Source organism: Bacteroides sp. AM54-2NS, from assembly GCF_003602935.1.
In the GTDB taxonomy this organism is placed as follows: Bacteria; Bacteroidota; Bacteroidia; order Bacteroidales; family Bacteroidaceae; genus Bacteroides; species Bacteroides xylanisolvens.
Genome location: NZ_QTMZ01000002.1, coordinates 36,824 through 55,494 on the forward strand (window position 1 = coordinate 36,824; position 18,671 = coordinate 55,494).

Below are 18,671 nucleotides of genomic sequence, written 5' to 3' on the forward strand. Positions count from 1 at the left end.
TGTTTATTTTTTATTTTTGTGCTTCCGCACGTTCTATGCCTTTTCGGATACCATCCCATAGATTCATCTCAATAACCTGTACTATGTCGAACACCATCAAACCTTCCGATTTTTCAAGACAAAGACTAACAGCATCCGCTATATTGGCTTTATGATTTAAAGCGTATATCGTCCCAAATACTTTGCAATCATTACCAACCAACCTCTGTGCACGGTCAATGCCATACTCTATAGATTCCGGATCATTCATTCCGTAAATACGCTCCAAGTACGTTCCACATAAGAAAGTATCCAGATAAGGTGCAAATCCTGATTCATTATAAGCTTCCGATCCCCATGGATAATTTAATGAGAAATCAGATTTTGGACTAGCCCAATTTTGTCCTTGTCCATAAATACCATGAATCCAGGAAGCAGCCCAATACTCTAGTTCTACTTTCTTATTAATGGAATGAATTTCTTTACGTACTTCTTTCACAAAGCTTGTAATAACATTAGCCCGAAATGCCCACCATTCTTTATAATAGATGCCTGGTTTTTTCGTTCCATCTGTATTCCATGTGAAAATATCATCTGGAAAGTTCTGAATTTTCTTGCCCAGGTAGCGTTCAAAAGCTTTCTGACTATCAATAGAGAAGTCGCTGCCATCTCCGGGATATCGGCAATAATCTAATGCATAAGCATCCACATCATAGTTTTTCACTATTTCACGAACAATACTCAAAGCAAATTTGCGAACATCCTTACGAACCGGATTCAAGAAAGCTCCTACCTTTTTCTTATCCTCCCTGATGTCAAGCATCTTTCCGCCGGGTGTGTACTCCAAGCATGTTTTTCCATCCCAACGTGCTCATCATAGACTAAGCCTTCACGAGTAGCAGGATGTCCGGAGGGAAACATTGCAGTAGAAACTGTAACCTTTAATCCTAACCGACGAGCTTCACTGATAAAATACTGCAGGTAATCCCAATCTCGATGAATCACCTTGCCATTTACTGTTGTAAGCGGAGGGAGAATTTTACTTTTATATAGTACTTCCCCATATATAGGTTTGACGTCTACTACTACTTGATTGAAGCCTACAGATTTAGCTTTTTCCAGATAGTAAGAAATAGAATCTTTAGAAGCAAAACGCTCAAAATTGGCTTCTGCATCAAACCAAAGGTATTTAGGTTGTTCTTTGCCCCTGTTCCCGGCAAAGGAACAGGTAGCAAATAACAATAGAAAAAACGATATAATGCTTTTATTCAACATATTTCAATTCTATATAATTAGGAGTATTATGTCTATTTTTCGTATTTGGTAAGTTCATAACAACGAATACCTACACCATAACCGTAATAGAGGTATAATGATTCCCCATCATCACTTGGTGAACAAGTAGTCCAGATACAGGAGTTGGTAGTCCAAGGCTCGATTGTTTCAGTGATGGGTAATGAGTTATTATTGGATGGATCTAACAAGTGTAGTCCAACCCAGCCCCAACCACAAGTAATAGTTGAACCATACCATCTGCCATTGAATGGAATTCCTCTACCGGAAATAAGCACATGATTACCCCAGCCAGCATATCCTTTCTTATTCCACATATCAATATATGGACCTGTGATGTTGTTAAATGCCCCTGCCGTATTTGCTTTGTAACCGATTTCCGGTCCCATTACACCTCCGGCATTCACTGCGTCTATAACATAAAATGGTGGGTTATCTGACACTCCGAGTACAGCTACAATCTGTCGCCAGTTACTATCATTGCTTGGACGGCCGGTAACTAAGGATAAAGTGCTTGTATATGAACCGTTTTCAAATTTGTAAACAGCATGTGTACCTACACCATCTGGTTTAGAATCATAGACATATCCCACTTTATCAATATCACCGGTTGCAGAAACTTTATTTGCTCCGGGAGTTACATTAGCAACTTTTTGAGGAGCTCCTTCAACAGTAGTCCATCTGTATAATCCTACATTCTTTACTACACCTATCAGATTACCGGCATCATCATTTACTAACTGGCATAAAGAAGCGTCTATTCCTGTCACGTTTAACGTTTTATCAACTTTCTGCCCTGTATATTTATCATAGAAGTTAAACTGGGTATCTATTATATAATTACCAAACACTGCACCAAAACCATCTTTGTCTTTGTTAGATGGGGTAGGTACACTAATTTCCCATTTCTTGAAGAAATATTCAAAACCTTCTCCATCGTTTAATTTTCCGCCATAAGTCCATTTCACGGTCCAGTCAGTGGTTGTGCCATCTTGCGCCTTCACTGTATAATGTACATCTTTTGAAAAATCTTGAGGTACATCAGGGGTAGGAGTAACTGTTGCATATGGAGAAATAAAGAACGAACAAGTAATTCCATTTAGTTTGCTTAAATCTAAGTCTGGAGTAATCTTGAATTCAATTATATTACCATCCTTAATGGTACCTTGTTTATAATTTCCCTCCCCCAATCTTACTTTGAATCCGGTTATATCAGTATCAGAGTATAATGTAGGATCGTCCGAGCATGCGGAAAATGCAACCATTGTTGCCATTATAGCAACTTGAAGCCAATTATGATATTTTATTTTCATGACATCTACTTTTTTAGTTATTCGGGTGTTTGGCAACCAGAGTATATTCTTTTTGCGTTCCATCACCTGCTACAATAGTTAGTTTAAATGGAGTAGATAAATCTTTAGCACCCGTCAATGAAGGATAAGCAAACGCTGCTACAGGCAAATTTGCCGTTACATACAATTCACTCAATTTTACTTTTGCCGGGAGTTCGAAAGTTATATTTCCATTCTCTGATATGACTCCATCGTAAGTAGTACCATCTTCCGGAGAATTAGCACGAACCATAATAGATACAATATTACAATCAGAGTGATAATGGATATCATCATGCTTTTCACAAGAAGAAAAGGAAAAGCTAAATGTTATCATTAATATGATGTATGTAATTACTTTGAAATTTTTCATAACTATAATAATCTTTTAATATTACCAAGGAGCATTATTCTCACATAACGGATTATTCTGTAATTCATCTACAGGAATAGGCAGTAAGTAATAGCGTTCTGGGAAGAAGCGGTTTATATTGTCATCACATGACACTTGTTCATAGGTATAAGTATTGTCGTCTTTTTTGGTGATTTTTGTCCCATGTGCCTGCTTACCATCAATGACTTCTCCTGCCAAACGCCATCTGCGTAAATCCCAATAACGGAATCCTTCAAACGCTAATTCACAGATACGCTCTTTACGTAATAGTTTCATAAATGAATCTTTATCCGGAGCTTCCTCTGTAGTGCGTTTGGGTAAATTAACACGTTCTCTGACTTCGTTGAGAGCTTCTAAAGCATCATCCTGATTTTTGCTATAATCCTGTTCTGCCAAGCTTCGGCCAGATTTAACAAAACCTCCGCATAGCGCATTTCAATCCAAAATTGATCGCTTCCTTTGTCATCAAAATCAGCATTGTTTTCTTGTAGATATTTTCTGATAAAGTATCCGGTAACTGTTTGTTTTTCTCCCGGATTCATGTTATCTCTATAAGCAGCGAAACCATTTTCAGCATCCACATAAGTATAGATTTTCTTTTCTTTCCAGGTAGCTCCATTGTATATAATAGATGCATAGAAACGAGGTTCGCGACCTACATAAGGATCATTAGCCATAGAGCCACTCCATGAGAAAGGAGTTCCGTCGGCCATATCATAAGAATCGACTAATTCACTCGTCGGGACAGCTCTTCTTATTCCCTGTTTACCGTCAGGAGCAAAGTAACGATCAAAATAATGAGGCATATCTGGTATCTTATATGCTATAGAGAAAATAATTTCTTTATTGCCTGCCACTTTGAATACATCTTCATAATTGTCCATTAAGTCATACTTATTGAGCTTTTTAATCTCATCAGCTGCGGTAATAGCAACATCCCAACGTTTTGCGAAAAGTGCTGTACGACACATATAAGCATATGCAGCTCCTTTAGTTAGACGTCCATCCCATTTACTATCCCATTCTTTCGGAAGATGTCTTGCCGCAAATTCTAAATCTTTCAGAACAAAATCCCACGATTCAGCTTCAGTTGCTCTCGCTTTATCTTTTTGCCCTTCTGAATCGACTCCATTGGTTTCATCACGAAGTATAACACCTCCGAAAATTCTAATCATACGTGCATAATTCACAGCCCGGATAAAACGAATTTCGGCAATACGAATATTGAGAAAATCTTCACTAAATTTATTTCCATAAATACCAGCATCACGTAGAAATACATTTTCTCTAAATATATCAGTATAAAGTCCCCATGATGACATCGGGTTGTTATCTGATGTTATTGTATTTTGCTGTAACAGAATCTTATTATGAGCACTCCATGTCTGTGGAACTCCATTCCCATACTTTACTAAATCTGTATATCCATCAGTTAAGGATAAAGAAGAAAAGTTGGATAAGCCATTAAGAGCTATATAAGTAAGTCACATACATATCTAAAGAAGATTCCGAACTCCAGGCTACTGTTTCTGAATATGAGTCTGTGGGATCTTTCTCCAACAAATCATGGCATGAGGTTAGAAACTGTGACGTAAACATCAGTCCTATCCCTAATAGATATAATCTTTTTATTTTCATAATTATTGATTTAATTAGAATGTGATATTTAGTCCAACACTATAATTCTTTTGTTGGGGGTAATAACCATTATTTATAATAGCCATTTCAGGATCGCAATATTTGAACTCCGTAAAAGTAAACAGATTAGTACCTGCTACGTATACACGAACGTTGGATAATCCGATATTGGCTTTAGCAAGTATTTTTTTAGGAATGGTGTAACCAAACTGCAAGTTCTTCAAACGTAGGAAATTACCATTTACCAACCACCAGGAAGAGGTATATGCATTGTTTCCATTATGAATGGCACTTAATCTGGGATAACGGGCATTAACATTCTCCGGTGTCCATGAATCTTCTACCAGATAATAAGGAGCATTACCTCCAGAGTAGAATGGTCGTGTATAAACTGTATTATCCATTGAACCATGGCTATAAGTACCATTCAGTGTATAACTTACAATAGCGGCTCCTTGCCATAACGCACTCAAGTTAAAGCCTTTCCAATTGAAATCCATAGACAGAGAGTAGTTTAGCTCTGGTAAAGTACTGTGACCTATTTTAACTCTGTCTCCATCCTGTGTAATTTTACCATCTCCATTAATATCTTCATACATGATATCACCAAAACGTTGAACTCCATTGCCAACGAAAGGACGGTTATCCAATTGCTCTTGTGTTTGATATAATCCTATAGCTTTATAGCCATAAATTTGTCCTAAAGGTTCACCTATGTTAGTCCGGTACCAAGGAGTACTTTCACTCTCTATTCGCGATAAAACTTTATTTCTAGCCCATGCCACACTACCGGTTATGTTATAATAGAAGTCATTAATATGGTTCTGATGCTTCAACACCAACTCAAAACCGCGATTATCGATCTTGCCAGTATTTCCTTTTTGAGCATAATTTCCACCTAGTGAAGGAGGGAAACCACCGCTCCGGCTTTCTTGTATGTCTTTTGTTAACTTATAAAATAAATCGAATTCTACTCCTAGTAATCCATTCCACATTGTCAGGTCAGCACCAATATTGTAACTGCGGGTGGTAGACCAGGTTAAGCTGGAAGTAATAGAGTTGGATGCACCTAATCCCGCATAAGGAACTCCTCCGAATATATACGCATTCTTCTCTACCTTAAAAATACTTCTATGCAAAAAAGCATCTGTATTATCACTACCTAATTCACCAACAGAAACGCGAAGCTTTAGTAAGTTGATAGAAGAGATGTTATTTTTTATAAAGTTTTCTTCAGAGATTACCCATCCAAGAGATACAGAAGGGAAGAAGCCCCATCTTTTATCTTTAGCGAATTTATAGGATCCATCTACACGGAAAGCAAATTCTGCAAGGTATCTTTTATCAAAAATATAATTGAAACGTCCTACATAACCAATGGTAGCTTTATCGCTGTGGCTACCTGTAGGATTGGATATAAATTCAGTACCTAATGAAAGGTCAACCGGATCATTGAAGTTATAACCGCCCATCTTTCCTGTCATTGTAGAACCTTTCAGTTGTGTCTGTTCATATAAGAATAAAGCAGAAACTGCATGCTTGCCAAAAGTATTTGCATATTCAACAGTTGGGCGGACCATAAATCTTCTGAAAGAAGAGGCCGATTTTGTATAATTACCTTTCTCACTTGTAGAAGATGCACGCATTAAATTATATGATTTTGAATCTGCACTGTATGCATTGACGTTATATCCTACTAAAAAACCATTATCTTCTGTATAGCTAGTATCGTAAACTAAGCCCAAAGAAGCTTTCAGCCCTTTCACCCATGGGAAAGCATAACTAACTTTCATTGTACCATCAAACTCATGTCTTTGATTTTTCTGGAATCCACTATTTCTCAATGTAGCAAGGGGACTTTGTGTGGTGGAACTACCAGGACCAATCCAAGCAGTGTATTCTCCTTGATAATAAATAGGGATAATAGGAGCTGCATAAACAGCCTGCTGGATTGGATTTTGTTCAGCTTGTGCACTTGTACTAATTCCAGGCCAATTCTTTTCTTCATAGAAGCCGGAGATATTAAGTTCGAACGTTAAATCCTTGGTGATATTACCTTCTACATTAGAACGAACATTGTAACGATCATAATTCACATTTTCGATGATACCAGATTGATCCAACATACCTATACTAGTAAAGAAGCGGATGTTTTTGTTACCACCAGAAGCCGAAATATTATGTTGATGTGTGAAGCCATAATTCTTAAAAACTTCTTTCGTCCATTTTGTACTTCCATATTTACCTTCCGGATCATAGTTATTAGCTACTTTCGTCTGAATATCAGCTCCGTAATACGGACCATTACCATCAAGTTCACTAGCTTTATTATACCAATAGATATAGTCAGGACCATTTAACATTTCAGGCATAGCTGTGTTTTTTTGGAAAGTTACAGAACCGTCATATGAAAGCGTAACTTTACCTTCAGTACCTTTCTTGGTTGTTACCAAGATTACTCCATTTGCCGCTGCCAAACCATAAACAGATGCTGTGGCGGCATCTTTTAGAATAGATATGTTTTCTACATCATTCGGATTTACTGTATTCAACATACGTTCAACACCATCCACTAATATGAGGGGACTTGAATCTAAAAAAGTACCTAACCGCGAATGTTGATAGATGTTTGATCGTTTCCGGGAAGACCGGAACGTTGAACACTTGTTACTCCCGGTAATTTACCTGTCATCATATTGGATAGGTTGGCTTGAGGAGCCATCATCAACTCTTTAGAGCCTACTTGAGAAACAGAACCTATTAAGAACTTCTTTTTTTGAGTTCCATACCCAACTACCACAACTTCATCCAATGCTTTTGCATCTTCTTGTAATCTGATAGTAATTTCTGAACGACCCTGTAAAGCAACTTCTTGAGTCTGATATCCAACAAATGAAACGACTAAAGTTGATTTTAAGTCTTGTACATTTAAGTTAAACTGCCCGTCAATATTGGTAATAGTACCATTGGACAAATTCCCTTTTACACTAACAGTAGCACCGACAAGCGGTTCATTGTTTGAGTCATACACTGTCCCTTTCACGTTCGTGTTTTTTTGAGCATGAGCGTTTAAAAAAGAAAGCGAACAGATGAATAAGGCTATAAACCTTATACTCCATGTGATTTGTTTCTCCATATTAAATATTAATGTTAATAAAACAAGATAGTTATTTATAATTCATCAAGTCTTCTAATGTTTTCCAGCACTGAAACAGCCCTCTTGGCACATGGAAACATCCTTTCCATTTTCCTCCTTTGAGTGGGAGCAATACTTCTCCTCTTCGGTTCAGGTATCCATACCATTCGGGATATTCTTTATCTTTGAAATGCTCCCAAGTGTAGTCATGTACTTTTTCAAACCATTCCAGACACCGTTTGTCTCCCGTTAACTGATAACCTTTCAGCAGGGAAATAAGCGTTTCGATATGCACCCACCAAAGTTTCTGATCCCATTCCAATTGTTGAGGTGGACAACCGTTACGGTCCATGAAATAATAGACACCTCCGTATTTCTTGTCCCAGCCATAATTAAGTATTGTAAGGGTGGTCTCTTTGGCTTTCTCTATCAATTCCGGACGGTTCAGACGTTTGCCCAGATCCATGATAAACCACATCGCTTCAATGGCATGGCCCGGAGTTACCTGACGACCTTCAAAGCAGTCAACCAGACTACCGTCTATATCTACATTTTCAACAATGATACCTCCGAGTTCAGGACGGTAAAAAACTTCCATTACTTCGTGGATGCAAGTTTCCATTGTTTCCCGCAGATAGTTCTCATCCAATAAATGCTCTATCTCCAAAGCCAGGTTGCAGAGGATCATTGGCAGGGCAAAGTTCTTCAGATTACGAGTTCCCGGATGAAGTTTGTTCCATTTGCCTTTCGGATTATTCACTTTAGACAGGATGATATCGAAGGTTTTTCTGGCGATGTCTGCATATTCCTGATTACCAGTGGCCAGGCTTAACTGACCGAAAGCCATGGTGGCAAATGTATATGAAAAGATATTGTACGGTTCTACCAATGGTCTACCCGAACGGTCAAGGGAAAAATACCAGTTATAATCGCCGTCATGTCCATATTTTTTTAGGAATTCGCCACCCTGAATGGCGCAGTCCAACCATTCTTGGCGATTTTCCACTTTATTGTAAAGCATGGAGAACATCCATACCTCACGACTTTGCAGCCAAATAAACTTATCCGTATCGAATACTTTTCCTTCACGGTCCAGACAGGTGAAGTAACCACCATACTCATGGTCTTGTGAATGTTCAAGCCAGAAAGGAAGGACGTTGTCCAGAAGCTCATCTTTGTACAGACTTGCCAGTTTCTTGAAATCCATAATCGTATTTCCATTATAGATTGTTATAGGTAATTCAGCGGTTAAAGAGATGTCTGCTGAATGACCAATGTTATTCTTACTATCCATATTTATAAAATGTTAGTTTATTGTTATTAAGGTCTGTTTTATATTTATTCCGAACGGGTCCAGTATCTTTCAATCTCCTCCAGCGACTTCCCGGTGGTCTCCGGCACGAGTTTCCAGACAATTAGCATATACGGTACGCACATAACGGCAAACAGGAAGAATGTTCCGGCGGGGGTAAGGTTCTGGAGCATCCAGGGGGTTAACTGTCCGATCAGGTACGTTCCGATCCACAGAGCGAATCCTGCTATCGACATGGCCAGTCCGCGAACCTTGGTGGGATACATCTCCGAGAGAAGTACGAACACCACGGCGCAGATGGATACGGCACAGCAGAATACATAGAACAGGAAGAAAATGAGCAGGAAGAGGCTGGATACTCCCAGGGAATCTCCGAAGAGGAAGTACAGACCGATAAGGATCAGAGAAACAACCATACCCGAAACTCCGTAATAAACCAGCTTCTTGCGGCCCACCTTATCGATAATGACAAGAGCCAGAACCGTGGTCAAAGTATTGACTAGTCCTACCAGAACTTGGTAAAATCAAAGTTTACTGTTTGCATAGTAATATTATGGTAGAAAAGTTTTATCTTTATCGCGTTAAACTAACTAATACCCCCATTATGAGAAGAATTTATTATTTACTTTTCCTTATCCTCTTAGGATATTCTTTTGACGTAAAAGCTTCAGACACAGTATTTATCCATGAAACACAAATCCCGGTTTTGATAGAGCGGCAAGACAATGTTCTGTTCTATCTTCGTTTGGATGCAAAAGAAAGTAAGAAGCTCGATGAAATCATTTTAGATTTTAGTAAAAGTACGAATCTGACTGATATTCAGGCAATCAAACTCTATTATGGAGGAACAGAGGCGTTGCAGGACAAAGACAAAAATCGCTTTGCTCCAGTAGAGTACATATCCAGCCACCGTCCGGGTGGGACATTGGCGGCTATTCCTTCCTATTCGATCAAATGTGCAGAGGTGGGATCATCAGAAAAAGTTGTATTAAAAGGTAATTACAATTTATTTCCGGGTGTAAACTATTTTTGGATTAGTTTGCAGATGAAAAAAGATGCCTCTTTGCAGACTAAGATACTCTCTGAATTGTGTGCCGTTAAAGTAGATGGGAAAGAACTATGTTGTAAATCTATTTCTCCAAAGAATATTGTTCACCGGATGGCAGTTGGAGTTCGTCATGCCGGTGATGACGGTTCTGCTTCTTTCCGTATTCCCGGGTTGGTGACTACCAATAAAGGAACCTTATTAGGCGTGTATGATGTTCGATACAACAGTAGTGTCGATTTACAGGAATATGTTGACGTGGGTTTGAGCCGTAGCATCGATGGAGGAAAGAATTGGGAGAAGATGCGTCTTCCGCTTTCATTTGGCGAGTATGGTGGTCTGCCTAAAGCACAGAATGGGGTAGGAGACCCTTCTATTTTAGTAGATACTAAGACGAATACCGTCTGGGTGGTTGCCGCATGGACACATGGTATGGGTAATCAACGCGCCTGGTGGAGTTCCCATCCGGGAATGGATCTGAATCATACGGCACAGTTAGTATTGGCTAAAAGCACAGACGATGGTAAAACCTGGTCGAAGCCTATCAATATAACAGAGCAGGTGAAAGATCCTTCCTGGTACTTCCTGCTTCAAGGTCCCGGACGTGGAATAACGATGAGTGATGGCACATTGGTATTTCCAACGCAATTTATAGACTCTACCCGTGTTCCGAATGCAGGAATCATGTATAGTAAAGACCGGGGGAAAACATGGAAAATGCACAATATGGCACGAACCAATACAACGGAAGCGCAAGTGGCGGAAATAGAACCGGGAGTATTGATGCTGAATATGCGTGATAATAGAGGAGGAAGCCGGGCTATTGCCATAACGAAAGATTTGGGAGAAACATGGACAGAACACCCATCTTCCCGCCAAGCACTTCAGGAACCGGTATGCATGGCTAGTCTGATTCATGTAGATGCCAAAGACAACATATTAAATAAAGATATCCTGCTGTTTTCGAACCCGAATACGACCAAAGGACGTAATCATATAACAATAAAAGCAAGTCTGGACAAAGGACTTACCTGGTTGCCGGAACATCAATTAATGCTCGACGAGGCAGAAGGATGGGGGTATAGTTGTCTGACAATGATTGATAAAGAGACAATTGGTATACTATATGAGAGTAGCGTCGCACATATAACCTTTCAAGCGATAAAATTGACAGATATAATAAAGGAATAAAGAGTCTGTCCCGAAAGTCCGAAGATTTAAATCTATGCTTACGATTTATAGGTAGAAAGATTTAGCTATAATGAAAAAGAATATCGTTATAATAAAAAAAACGCCATTTTAGCATACATTTGAGGACAGAATACTACTCTTTATTTAACTAATTATAAGCTGAAATTTTAGGCGATTTAATTGTGGCTTTCTGGACAGCTCACGCTAAAACAACATATTTTGTTAAATTATCAGTGAAATTTGCTGAAAAAGTAATATCTTTGAAACCGTTAATATCTAATGCCCCCACTATGATGATTAATTTAATCGGAAAAAAGACTCAAATAGCATGTGGACTACTATGCTGTTGCAGTATGGCATATGCGCAGAGCAATGACAATTCCGAAGTTGTGGTTTTAAATGCAGGTTGGGAATTTTCCCAGGCAGGCACGGAGCTATGGCGACCGGCACAGGTTCCCGGCACCGTTCATCAGGATCTTATCTATCATAAACAAATTCCCGATCCTTTTTACGGTATCAATGAACAGAAGATTCAGTGGGTGGAAAATGAAGACTGGGAGTACCGGACTGCTTTTACAGTTACCCCCGAGCAACTGAAACGGGACGACGCCCAATTAGTCTTTGAAGGTCTTGATACATACGCCGATGTATACCTCAACGGAGCACTGTTGTTGAAAGCCGATAACATGTTCGTCGGCTATACGATACCCGTCAAGTCACAACTCCGTCTCGGAGAAAACCTTCTTCACATCTATTTTCATTCACCCATCCGGCAGACAATGCCTCAATATAACTCTAACGGATTCAACTATCCGGCAGACAACGACCATCACGAAAAACATGTAAGCGTATTCTCCCGTAAAGCCCCTTACAGTTATGGCTGGGACTGGGGAATCCGCATGGTGACTAGTGGTATCTGGCGTCCGGTAACCATCCGTTATTACGACGCAGCCTCTATCAGCGACTACCACGTAAAGCAACTCTCGCTGACCGACCAACTGGCAAAACTATCCAACGAATTGGAAATAAATAATATCCTCCCTCAAGCACTTCAAGCAGAGGTGAGAATCAATACCTCCTTCGAAGGAAACACAGAAAAAGGCATTAGCCAGGCAATCACCCTACAGCCCGGAATCAATCATATATCTATTCCTTCCGAAGTGCTGTCGCCGGTACGTTGGATGCCGAATGGCTGGGGAAAGCCCGCCTTGTATGATTTCTCTGCTCAAATAATCGTAGAAGATAAAGTCGTAGCTCAACAATCCCACCGGATAGGACTGCGTACCGTTCGCCTCGTCAATGAAAAAGATCAGGACGGAGAATCCTTCTATTTTGAAGTAAACGGCGTTCCGATGTTTGCTAAAGGAGCCAACTATATTCCCCAGAATGCCCTATTGACTAACGTCACTACCGAACGCTACCAAACCTTATTTAGGGACATCAAAGAAGCCAACATGAATGTCATTCGTGTGTGGGGAGGCGGAACCTACGAAGACGACCGTTTCTATGACCTGGCAGATGAAAACGGAATACTGATATGGCAGGACTTTATGTTTGCCTGCACTCCCTATCCGTCCGATCCAACCTTCCTGAAAAGAGTAGAAGCAGAAGCCTGCTACAACATTCGCCGTCTTCGCAATCATGCTTCCCTGGCGATGTGGTGTGGCAATAATGAAATACTGGAAGCCTTGAAATATTGGGGATTCGACAAGAAATTCACGCCGGAAATCTATCAGGAAATGTTCCAAGGCTATGACAAACTGTTCCACCAACTCCTTCCTACCAAGGTAAAAGAGCTGGATGCCGACCGTTTTTATATACACAGCTCCCCGTATTTAGCCAATTGGGGACGCCCCGAATCATGGGGGATAGGAGACAGCCACAACTGGGGAGTATGGTATGGACAAAAAACTTTCGAATCACTAGATACAGATCTTCCTCGTTTCATGAGCGAATTCGGTTTCCAGTCCTTCCCGGAGATGAAGACTATTGCCACCTTTGCGGCTCCTGAAGATTATCAAATCGAATCGGAGGTGATGAATGCCCATCAGAAAAGCAGCATCGGCAATGCCCTGATTCGCACCTATATGGAACGTGACTATATCATTCCCGAAAAATTTGAAGACTTTGTCTATGTCGGACTAGTATTGCAGGGACATGGCATACGTCACGGTCTGGAAGCGCACCGCCGCAACCGTCCCTATTGTATGGGTACATTATATTGGCAATTGAATGACAGTTGGCCGGTAGTGTCATGGTCGGGTATTGATTACTACGGTAACTGGAAAGCCTTGCATTATCAGGCAAAGCGTGCATTTGCCCCCGTTCATATCAACCCTTTGCTGGAAGGTGACAACCTGTGTGTTTACCTGCTTTCCGATCATCTTGACACCCGGGAGAAACTGACGCTGGAAATGAGACTGACGAATTTTGCAGGAAAGAAAGCCGGAAGAACGGTTGTCCTTCCTTCTTTGACTCTTCCGGCCAACACTTCCCAATGTGTATATCGCACTTCGCTTACCACTTTGTTTTTTCCTGCAAAGCGCCCGCTTGCGGATGACCTGCGCCATTGCTTCATGCAACTGACCTTGAAAGACAAGTCCGGGCATACGGTAGCCGAAACAGTCTACTTCTTTAGAAAGACGAAAGACCTGCTTCTGCCCAAGACAACCGTTTCCTGCAAGATAAAACAGAAAGACGGCGTGTGCGAATTGACCCTGCTTTCTCCCTGTCTTGCCAAAGACGTCTTTATTGAAATCACTTTGCAGGGAGCCCGTTTCAGTGACAACTTTTTCGACCTCCTTCCCGGAGAGCGTAAGACAGTTGTTATCACTTCTCCCCAAATAAAGAAAGGAGAGGAGATCCATTTGACAATCAAACATATTCGTGAAACCTATAATTAATTTATTAATAACTTAACACTTAATTTTTTAGTTTATGAAACAACTCTTAAAGTTAACCGGATGTCTGGCACTAGCAGGACTTTTTGCCTCTTGCCAATCGGCGCAACAGGAAGCCAACTACCAGATCATCCCCATGCCACAAGAAATTGTAACAGCTCAAGGAAATCCCTTCATTCTGAAGAGCGGTGTGAAAATCCTCTATCCGGAAGGAAACGAGAAGATGCAGCGCAACGCACAATTTCTAGCCGACTATCTGAAAACCGCTACCGGAAAAGATTTCGCTATCGAGGCCGGAACGGAAGGTAAGAATGCAATCGTACTGACATTGGGCACGGCAAACGAAAATCCGGAATCCTATCAGTTGAAAGTAACCGGTGACGGAATCACGATTGCCAGTCCTACCGAGGCCGGCGTATTCTATGGTATCCAGTCCCTGCGCAAATCATTGCCTGTGGCTGTCGGCGCAGACATTTCCATGCCCGCTGTAGAAATCAATGACGCTCCCCGCTTTGGCTATCGTGGTGCACACTTCGATACCAGCCGTCATTTCTTTACAGTAGATGAAGTGAAAACTTATATTGATATGATGGCTTTACACAATATGAATCGTTTTCACTGGCATATTACCGAAGACCAAGGTTGGCGTCTGGAAATCAAGAAATATCCGAAGCTGACAGAAATAGGTTCCAAGAGAACAGAAACAGTCATCGGACGTAACTCCGGTGAATACGACGGCAAACCTTACGGTGGCTTCTATACCCAGGAGCAGGCGAAAGAAATAGTAGCTTATGCTGCCGAACGTTATATCACAGTTATTCCCGAAATCGATCTTCCGGGACACATGCAAGCTGCCCTTGCCGCTTATCCCGAATTGGGATGTACCGGTGGCCCGTACGAAGTATGGAGACAATGGGGAGTATCTGAAGATGTGCTTTGTGCCGGAAACGATCAAGTCTTGAAATTCCTCGAAGATGTATATAGCGAACTGATTGAAATCTTCCCTTCAGAATATATCCATGTCGGTGGTGACGAATGTCCGAAAGTAAGATGGGAAAAATGCCCGAAATGCCAGGCACGTATCAAGGCGCTGGGCTTGAAGTCGGATGATAAACATAGCAAAGAAGAACGTTTGCAGAGCTTTGTTATCAATCATATCGAAAAATTCCTCAACGACCACGGACGTCAGATCATCGGTTGGGACGAAATCCTCGAAGGCGGACTTGCTCCGAACGCTACTGTTATGTCATGGCGTGGTGAAAAGGGCGGTATCGAAGCAGCGAAACAGAAACACGATGTCATCATGACACCGAACACATACCTGTATTTCGACTATTACCAAGCTAAAGACGTAGATAACGAACCATTTGGTATCGGTGGTTACCTGCCGTTGGAAAGAGTGTACAGCTACGAACCGATGCCAGCTTCTCTGACTCCGGAAGAACAGAAATATATCAAGGGTGTGCAAGCCAACCTCTGGACAGAATACATCGCTACTTTCCCTCACGCGCAGTACATGGTATTGCCTCGTTGGGCTGCATTGTGTGAAATTCAGTGGTCCAGCCCTGAAAAGAAAAACTATGCCGACTTCTTGTCTCGTCTCCCTCAACTGATTAAGTGGTATGATGCCGAAGGATACAACTACGCTAAACACGCGTTCGGCGTACAAGCCGAGTTTGAACCGAATCCGGCAGAAGGAACGATGGACGTTACTTTGTCTACTATCGACAATGCCCCTGTTCACTACACTTTGGACGGCACAGAACCCACTACTGCTTCTCCCGTTTACGAAGGAGTGTTGAAAATTAAAGAAAATGCCACTCTGTCCGCCAAAGCCATTCGTCCTACCGGCGAGAGCCAGACATTGACAGAGAAGATTGACTTCAGCAAATCCAGCATGAAGCCGATTGTAGCCAATCAACCTATCAATGAACAATACCTCTTCAAAGGAGCTTCCACGTTAAACGATGGTTTGAAAGGAAATAGCAGTTACCGGTCAGGCCGTTGGATCGCCTTCAACGGAAACGACATGGACATGACGATCGACCTTCAGCAACCCACTGAAATTTCGAGTGTGGCCATCTCTGTCAATATTGCAAAGGGCGACTGGGTGTTTGACGCCAGAAACCTGTCCGTAGAAGTTTCAGATGACGGAAAGACCTTCAAAAAGATTGCTTCCGAAGAATATCCGGCAATGAAAGAAACAGACAAAGACGGAGTTGTTGACCATCAACTTACATTTGCTCCTGTGACTACCCAATACGTGAGAGTCATTGCTTCACCGGAGAAAACGCTTCCGGAATGGCATGGTGGAAAAGGCAAAAACGCATTTTTATTTGTAGACGAAATCAAAATTGATTAATGAATATAAGAAAAGAATACACTAAAGTTTGTCTTTTCTTATGTATACTGGGGATGTGCTTTCATGCACATCCCATTCTGGCACAGTCCGTCATACCTGTCCCATTAAAAATGGAGAAGGGGACGGGCTCTTTTTTACTGTCAGAAAAGACAAGACTTTATACAAACCTACAAGGTGGAGAAGCGAAGCTCTGGGAGAAATACCTGAAGGCATTACCCGTTCAATTAAAGGAAGCGAGAAAGAAAGACAGGAAACAGATGCTTCTCTTATTGATAACCCCCAAGAACCACCAGTTGCCATCACCGGAAAGCTATACCCTTTCCGTCACTCCGCAACAAATTCTGATACGCGCCACTTCGGGAGCCGGATTATTCTATGGTATGCAAACCCTGTTGCAGTTGGCACAACCTTCGGGGGCAGGCAGCTATTCCATAGCCTCTGTCGAGATAGAAGATACTCCCCGTTTTGCTTACCGTGGACTGATGCTGGACGTGTCCCGCCACTTTTCTACCAAAGAGTTTATAAAGAAACAGATAGACGCACTGGCGTATTACAAGATCAACCGTCTGCACCTGCATCTGACCGATGCGGCAGGCTGGCGGTTAGAAATCAAGAAATACCCTTTGCTGACCGAATTTGCGGCCTGGCGTACAGATCCCACCTGGAAGCAATGGTGGAACGGCGGACGTAAATATGTCCGTTTCGATGCTCCCGGAGCTTACGGCGGTTATTACACCCAGGATGATATTCGTGAAATCTTGGAATATGCCCGTCAGCATTATATCACGGTGATTCCCGAGATTGAGATGCCCTCCCATTCGGAAGAAGTGCTGGCAGCCTACCCGCAGTTATCCTGTTCGGGCGAACCTTACAAGAACTCCGATTTCTGTGTCGGCAATGAAGAAACCTTCACGTTTCTGGAGAATGTGCTGACCGAAGTCATGGAACTTTTCCCTTCCGAATACATTCATATCGGTGGCGATGAGGCCGGAAAGTCGGCTTGGAAGACCTGCCCGAAATGTCAGAAGAGAATGAAAGACGAGCATCTTGCCAATGTAGACGAGCTGCAAAGCTACCTGATACACCGCATTGAGAAGTTCCTGAACAATCATGGACGTCATCTGCTGGGGTGGGACGAGATTCTGCAAGGAGGCATTGCCCCCAACGCAACCGTCATGTCATGGCGTGGAGAAGAGGGTGGTATCGCTGCCGTAACCTCCGGCCATCGTGCCATCATGACGCCGGGTGCCTACTGCTATCTGGACAGTTATCAGGATGCCCCATATTCGCAGCCGGAAGCCATCGGTGGATACCTGCCGTTGAAGAAAGTATATTCTTACAATCCCGTTCCCGCTTCTTTAACTGCGGAACAGGCGAAGTTGGTCTACGGTGTGCAGGGCAACCTATGGGTGGAATATATTCCCACTCCCGAACACGTGGAGTATATGATTTACCCCCGAATCCTGGCATTGGCGGAAACAGCTTGGTCGGCTCCGGAACGTAAGTCATGGCCGGATTTCCATACCCGTGCATTGTCGGCAGTGCCGATTTGCAGGCAAAAGGATACCATCCTTTCGATTTGAAAAAAGAAATCGGCAGCCGTCCCGAGTCGCTTCAACCGGTCAGCCATCTGGCATTGGGTAAAAAGGTGATTTATAATTCACCTTACAGCTCCCATTATCCGGCACAAGGAAACACCGCTCTGACGGACGGCATACGCGGCGATTGGACCTATGGTGATGGCTCGTGGCAAGGATTCATCTCGGACAACCGCCTTGATGTGACGATTGATATGGAAAAAGAAACCTCTATCCATTCCGTCACTGCCGCCTTTATGCAGGTGGTAGGCGCGGAAGTATTCCTGCCGGAGACTGTGGTGATTTCCATTTCCGATGACGGAACCCATTTCACCGAGTTGCACAAACAACACTTTGAAGTGAGCAAAGAAACACCCATCCGCTTTACGGATATTTCATGGCAGGGCGAAGCCAAAGGAAGATACGTACGCTATCAGGCACAGGCCGGAAGTGAATTCGGAGGCTGGATATTTACGGATGAGATTATTGTGAAATAAATATTGCAGGCATAAG

General features: G+C 42.0%; 10 protein-coding genes and 3 pseudogenes. 4 read left to right on the plus strand and 9 right to left on the minus strand.

All coding sequences use genetic code 11. The features are described 5' to 3' along the window. Nucleotides 1-10 precede the first annotated feature (10 nt). The 9 genes and pseudogenes from DXA05_RS01175 to DXA05_RS01205 all read right to left on the minus strand — a co-directional run. Nucleotides 11-1,254, minus strand: a pseudogene (locus tag DXA05_RS01175) (alpha amylase family protein). A 32-nt stretch (nucleotides 1,255-1,286) separates the two neighbouring features. Continuing rightward, nucleotides 1,287-2,585, minus strand: a complete 1,299-nt coding sequence (locus DXA05_RS01180; protein WP_128858664.1) for a DUF5018 domain-containing protein — start codon at nucleotides 2,583-2,585, stop codon at nucleotides 1,287-1,289. A 13-nt stretch (nucleotides 2,586-2,598) separates the two neighbouring features. Beyond that, the gene (locus DXA05_RS01185) at nucleotides 2,599-2,856 is read right to left on the minus strand and encodes a hypothetical protein (RefSeq protein WP_227236087.1); all 258 of its coding nucleotides are present in this window, start codon (nucleotides 2,854-2,856) and stop codon (nucleotides 2,599-2,601) included. Nucleotides 2,857-2,997: 141 nt separating this feature from the next. Further along, nucleotides 2,998-3,393, minus strand: a complete 396-nt coding sequence (locus DXA05_RS26815) for a RagB/SusD family nutrient uptake outer membrane protein (protein WP_284515345.1) — start codon at nucleotides 3,391-3,393, stop codon at nucleotides 2,998-3,000. Beyond that, nucleotides 3,351-4,319, minus strand: coding sequence for a RagB/SusD family nutrient uptake outer membrane protein (locus DXA05_RS26820; protein WP_347812577.1), 969 nt, complete (start codon nucleotides 4,317-4,319; stop codon nucleotides 3,351-3,353). Before DXA05_RS26820 ends, DXA05_RS26815 begins: the two co-directional genes overlap by 43 nt. A 330-nt stretch (nucleotides 4,320-4,649) precedes the next feature. Then, a complete protein-coding gene (locus tag DXA05_RS01195) occupies nucleotides 4,650-7,190 on the minus strand; it encodes a TonB-dependent receptor (RefSeq protein ID WP_284515346.1) in 2,541 nt (846 codons plus the stop codon). Nucleotides 7,191-7,240: 50 nt separating this feature from the next. After that, nucleotides 7,241-7,771, minus strand: coding sequence for a carboxypeptidase-like regulatory domain-containing protein (locus DXA05_RS26825; protein WP_284515347.1), 531 nt, complete (start codon nucleotides 7,769-7,771; stop codon nucleotides 7,241-7,243). A gap of 31 nt (nucleotides 7,772-7,802) precedes the next feature. After that, entirely contained in the window at nucleotides 7,803-8,978 is a 1,176-nt protein-coding gene (locus DXA05_RS01200; protein WP_128858708.1) for an AGE family epimerase/isomerase, read from the minus strand. Between the two features lie 131 nt (nucleotides 8,979-9,109). Beyond that, nucleotides 9,110-9,607, minus strand: a pseudogene (locus DXA05_RS01205) (MFS transporter); the annotation flags it as partial. Between the two features lie 80 nt (nucleotides 9,608-9,687). Here DXA05_RS01205 and DXA05_RS01210 point away from each other — a divergent pair. The 4 genes and pseudogenes from DXA05_RS01210 (at nucleotide 9,688) to DXA05_RS01225 (ending at nucleotide 18,655) form a co-directional block, all read left to right on the plus strand. Continuing rightward, on the plus strand, nucleotides 9,688-11,319 hold the full coding sequence (locus DXA05_RS01210) for a sialidase family protein (RefSeq protein ID WP_118219751.1): 1,632 nt from the start codon (nucleotides 9,688-9,690) through the stop codon (nucleotides 11,317-11,319). Between the two features lie 290 nt (nucleotides 11,320-11,609). Continuing rightward, entirely contained in the window at nucleotides 11,610-14,222 is a 2,613-nt protein-coding gene (locus tag DXA05_RS01215) for a glycoside hydrolase family 2 protein (protein WP_128858709.1), read from the plus strand. Between the two features lie 34 nt (nucleotides 14,223-14,256). Continuing rightward, nucleotides 14,257-16,581 (plus strand): family 20 glycosylhydrolase, encoded by a 2,325-nt coding sequence (locus DXA05_RS01220; RefSeq protein WP_128858666.1) that lies wholly within the window; start codon nucleotides 14,257-14,259, stop codon nucleotides 16,579-16,581. Then, nucleotides 16,581-18,655: pseudogene (locus tag DXA05_RS01225) on the plus strand (family 20 glycosylhydrolase). The gene DXA05_RS01220 and the pseudogene DXA05_RS01225 overlap by 1 nt, the downstream one beginning before the upstream one ends. Nucleotides 18,656-18,671: the final 16 nt, after the last annotated feature.

Excerpts from the sequence above, each read along its gene's own strand:
- DXA05_RS01180 (WP_128858664.1), bottom strand. The coding sequence starts at position 2,585 with ATGAAAATAAAATATCATAATTGGCTTCAAGTTGCTATAATGGCAACA.
- DXA05_RS01185 (WP_227236087.1), bottom strand. The coding sequence starts at position 2,856 with ATGGTTCGTGCTAATTCTCCGGAAGATGGTACTACTTACGATGGAGTC.
- DXA05_RS26820 (WP_347812577.1), bottom strand. The coding sequence starts at position 4,319 with ATGTCATCATGGGGACTTTATACTGATATATTTAGAGAAAATGTATTT.
- DXA05_RS01195 (WP_284515346.1), bottom strand. The coding sequence starts at position 7,190 with ATGTTGAATACAGTAAATCCGAATGATGTAGAAAACATATCTATTCTA.
- DXA05_RS26825 (WP_284515347.1), bottom strand. The coding sequence starts at position 7,771 with ATGGAGAAACAAATCACATGGAGTATAAGGTTTATAGCCTTATTCATC.
- DXA05_RS01200 (WP_128858708.1), bottom strand. The coding sequence starts at position 8,978 with ATGGATTTCAAGAAACTGGCAAGTCTGTACAAAGATGAGCTTCTGGAC.
- DXA05_RS01210 (WP_118219751.1), top strand. The coding sequence starts at position 9,688 with ATGAGAAGAATTTATTATTTACTTTTCCTTATCCTCTTAGGATATTCT.
- DXA05_RS01215 (WP_128858709.1), top strand. The coding sequence starts at position 11,610 with ATGATGATTAATTTAATCGGAAAAAAGACTCAAATAGCATGTGGACTA.
- DXA05_RS01220 (WP_128858666.1), top strand. The coding sequence starts at position 14,257 with ATGAAACAACTCTTAAAGTTAACCGGATGTCTGGCACTAGCAGGACTT.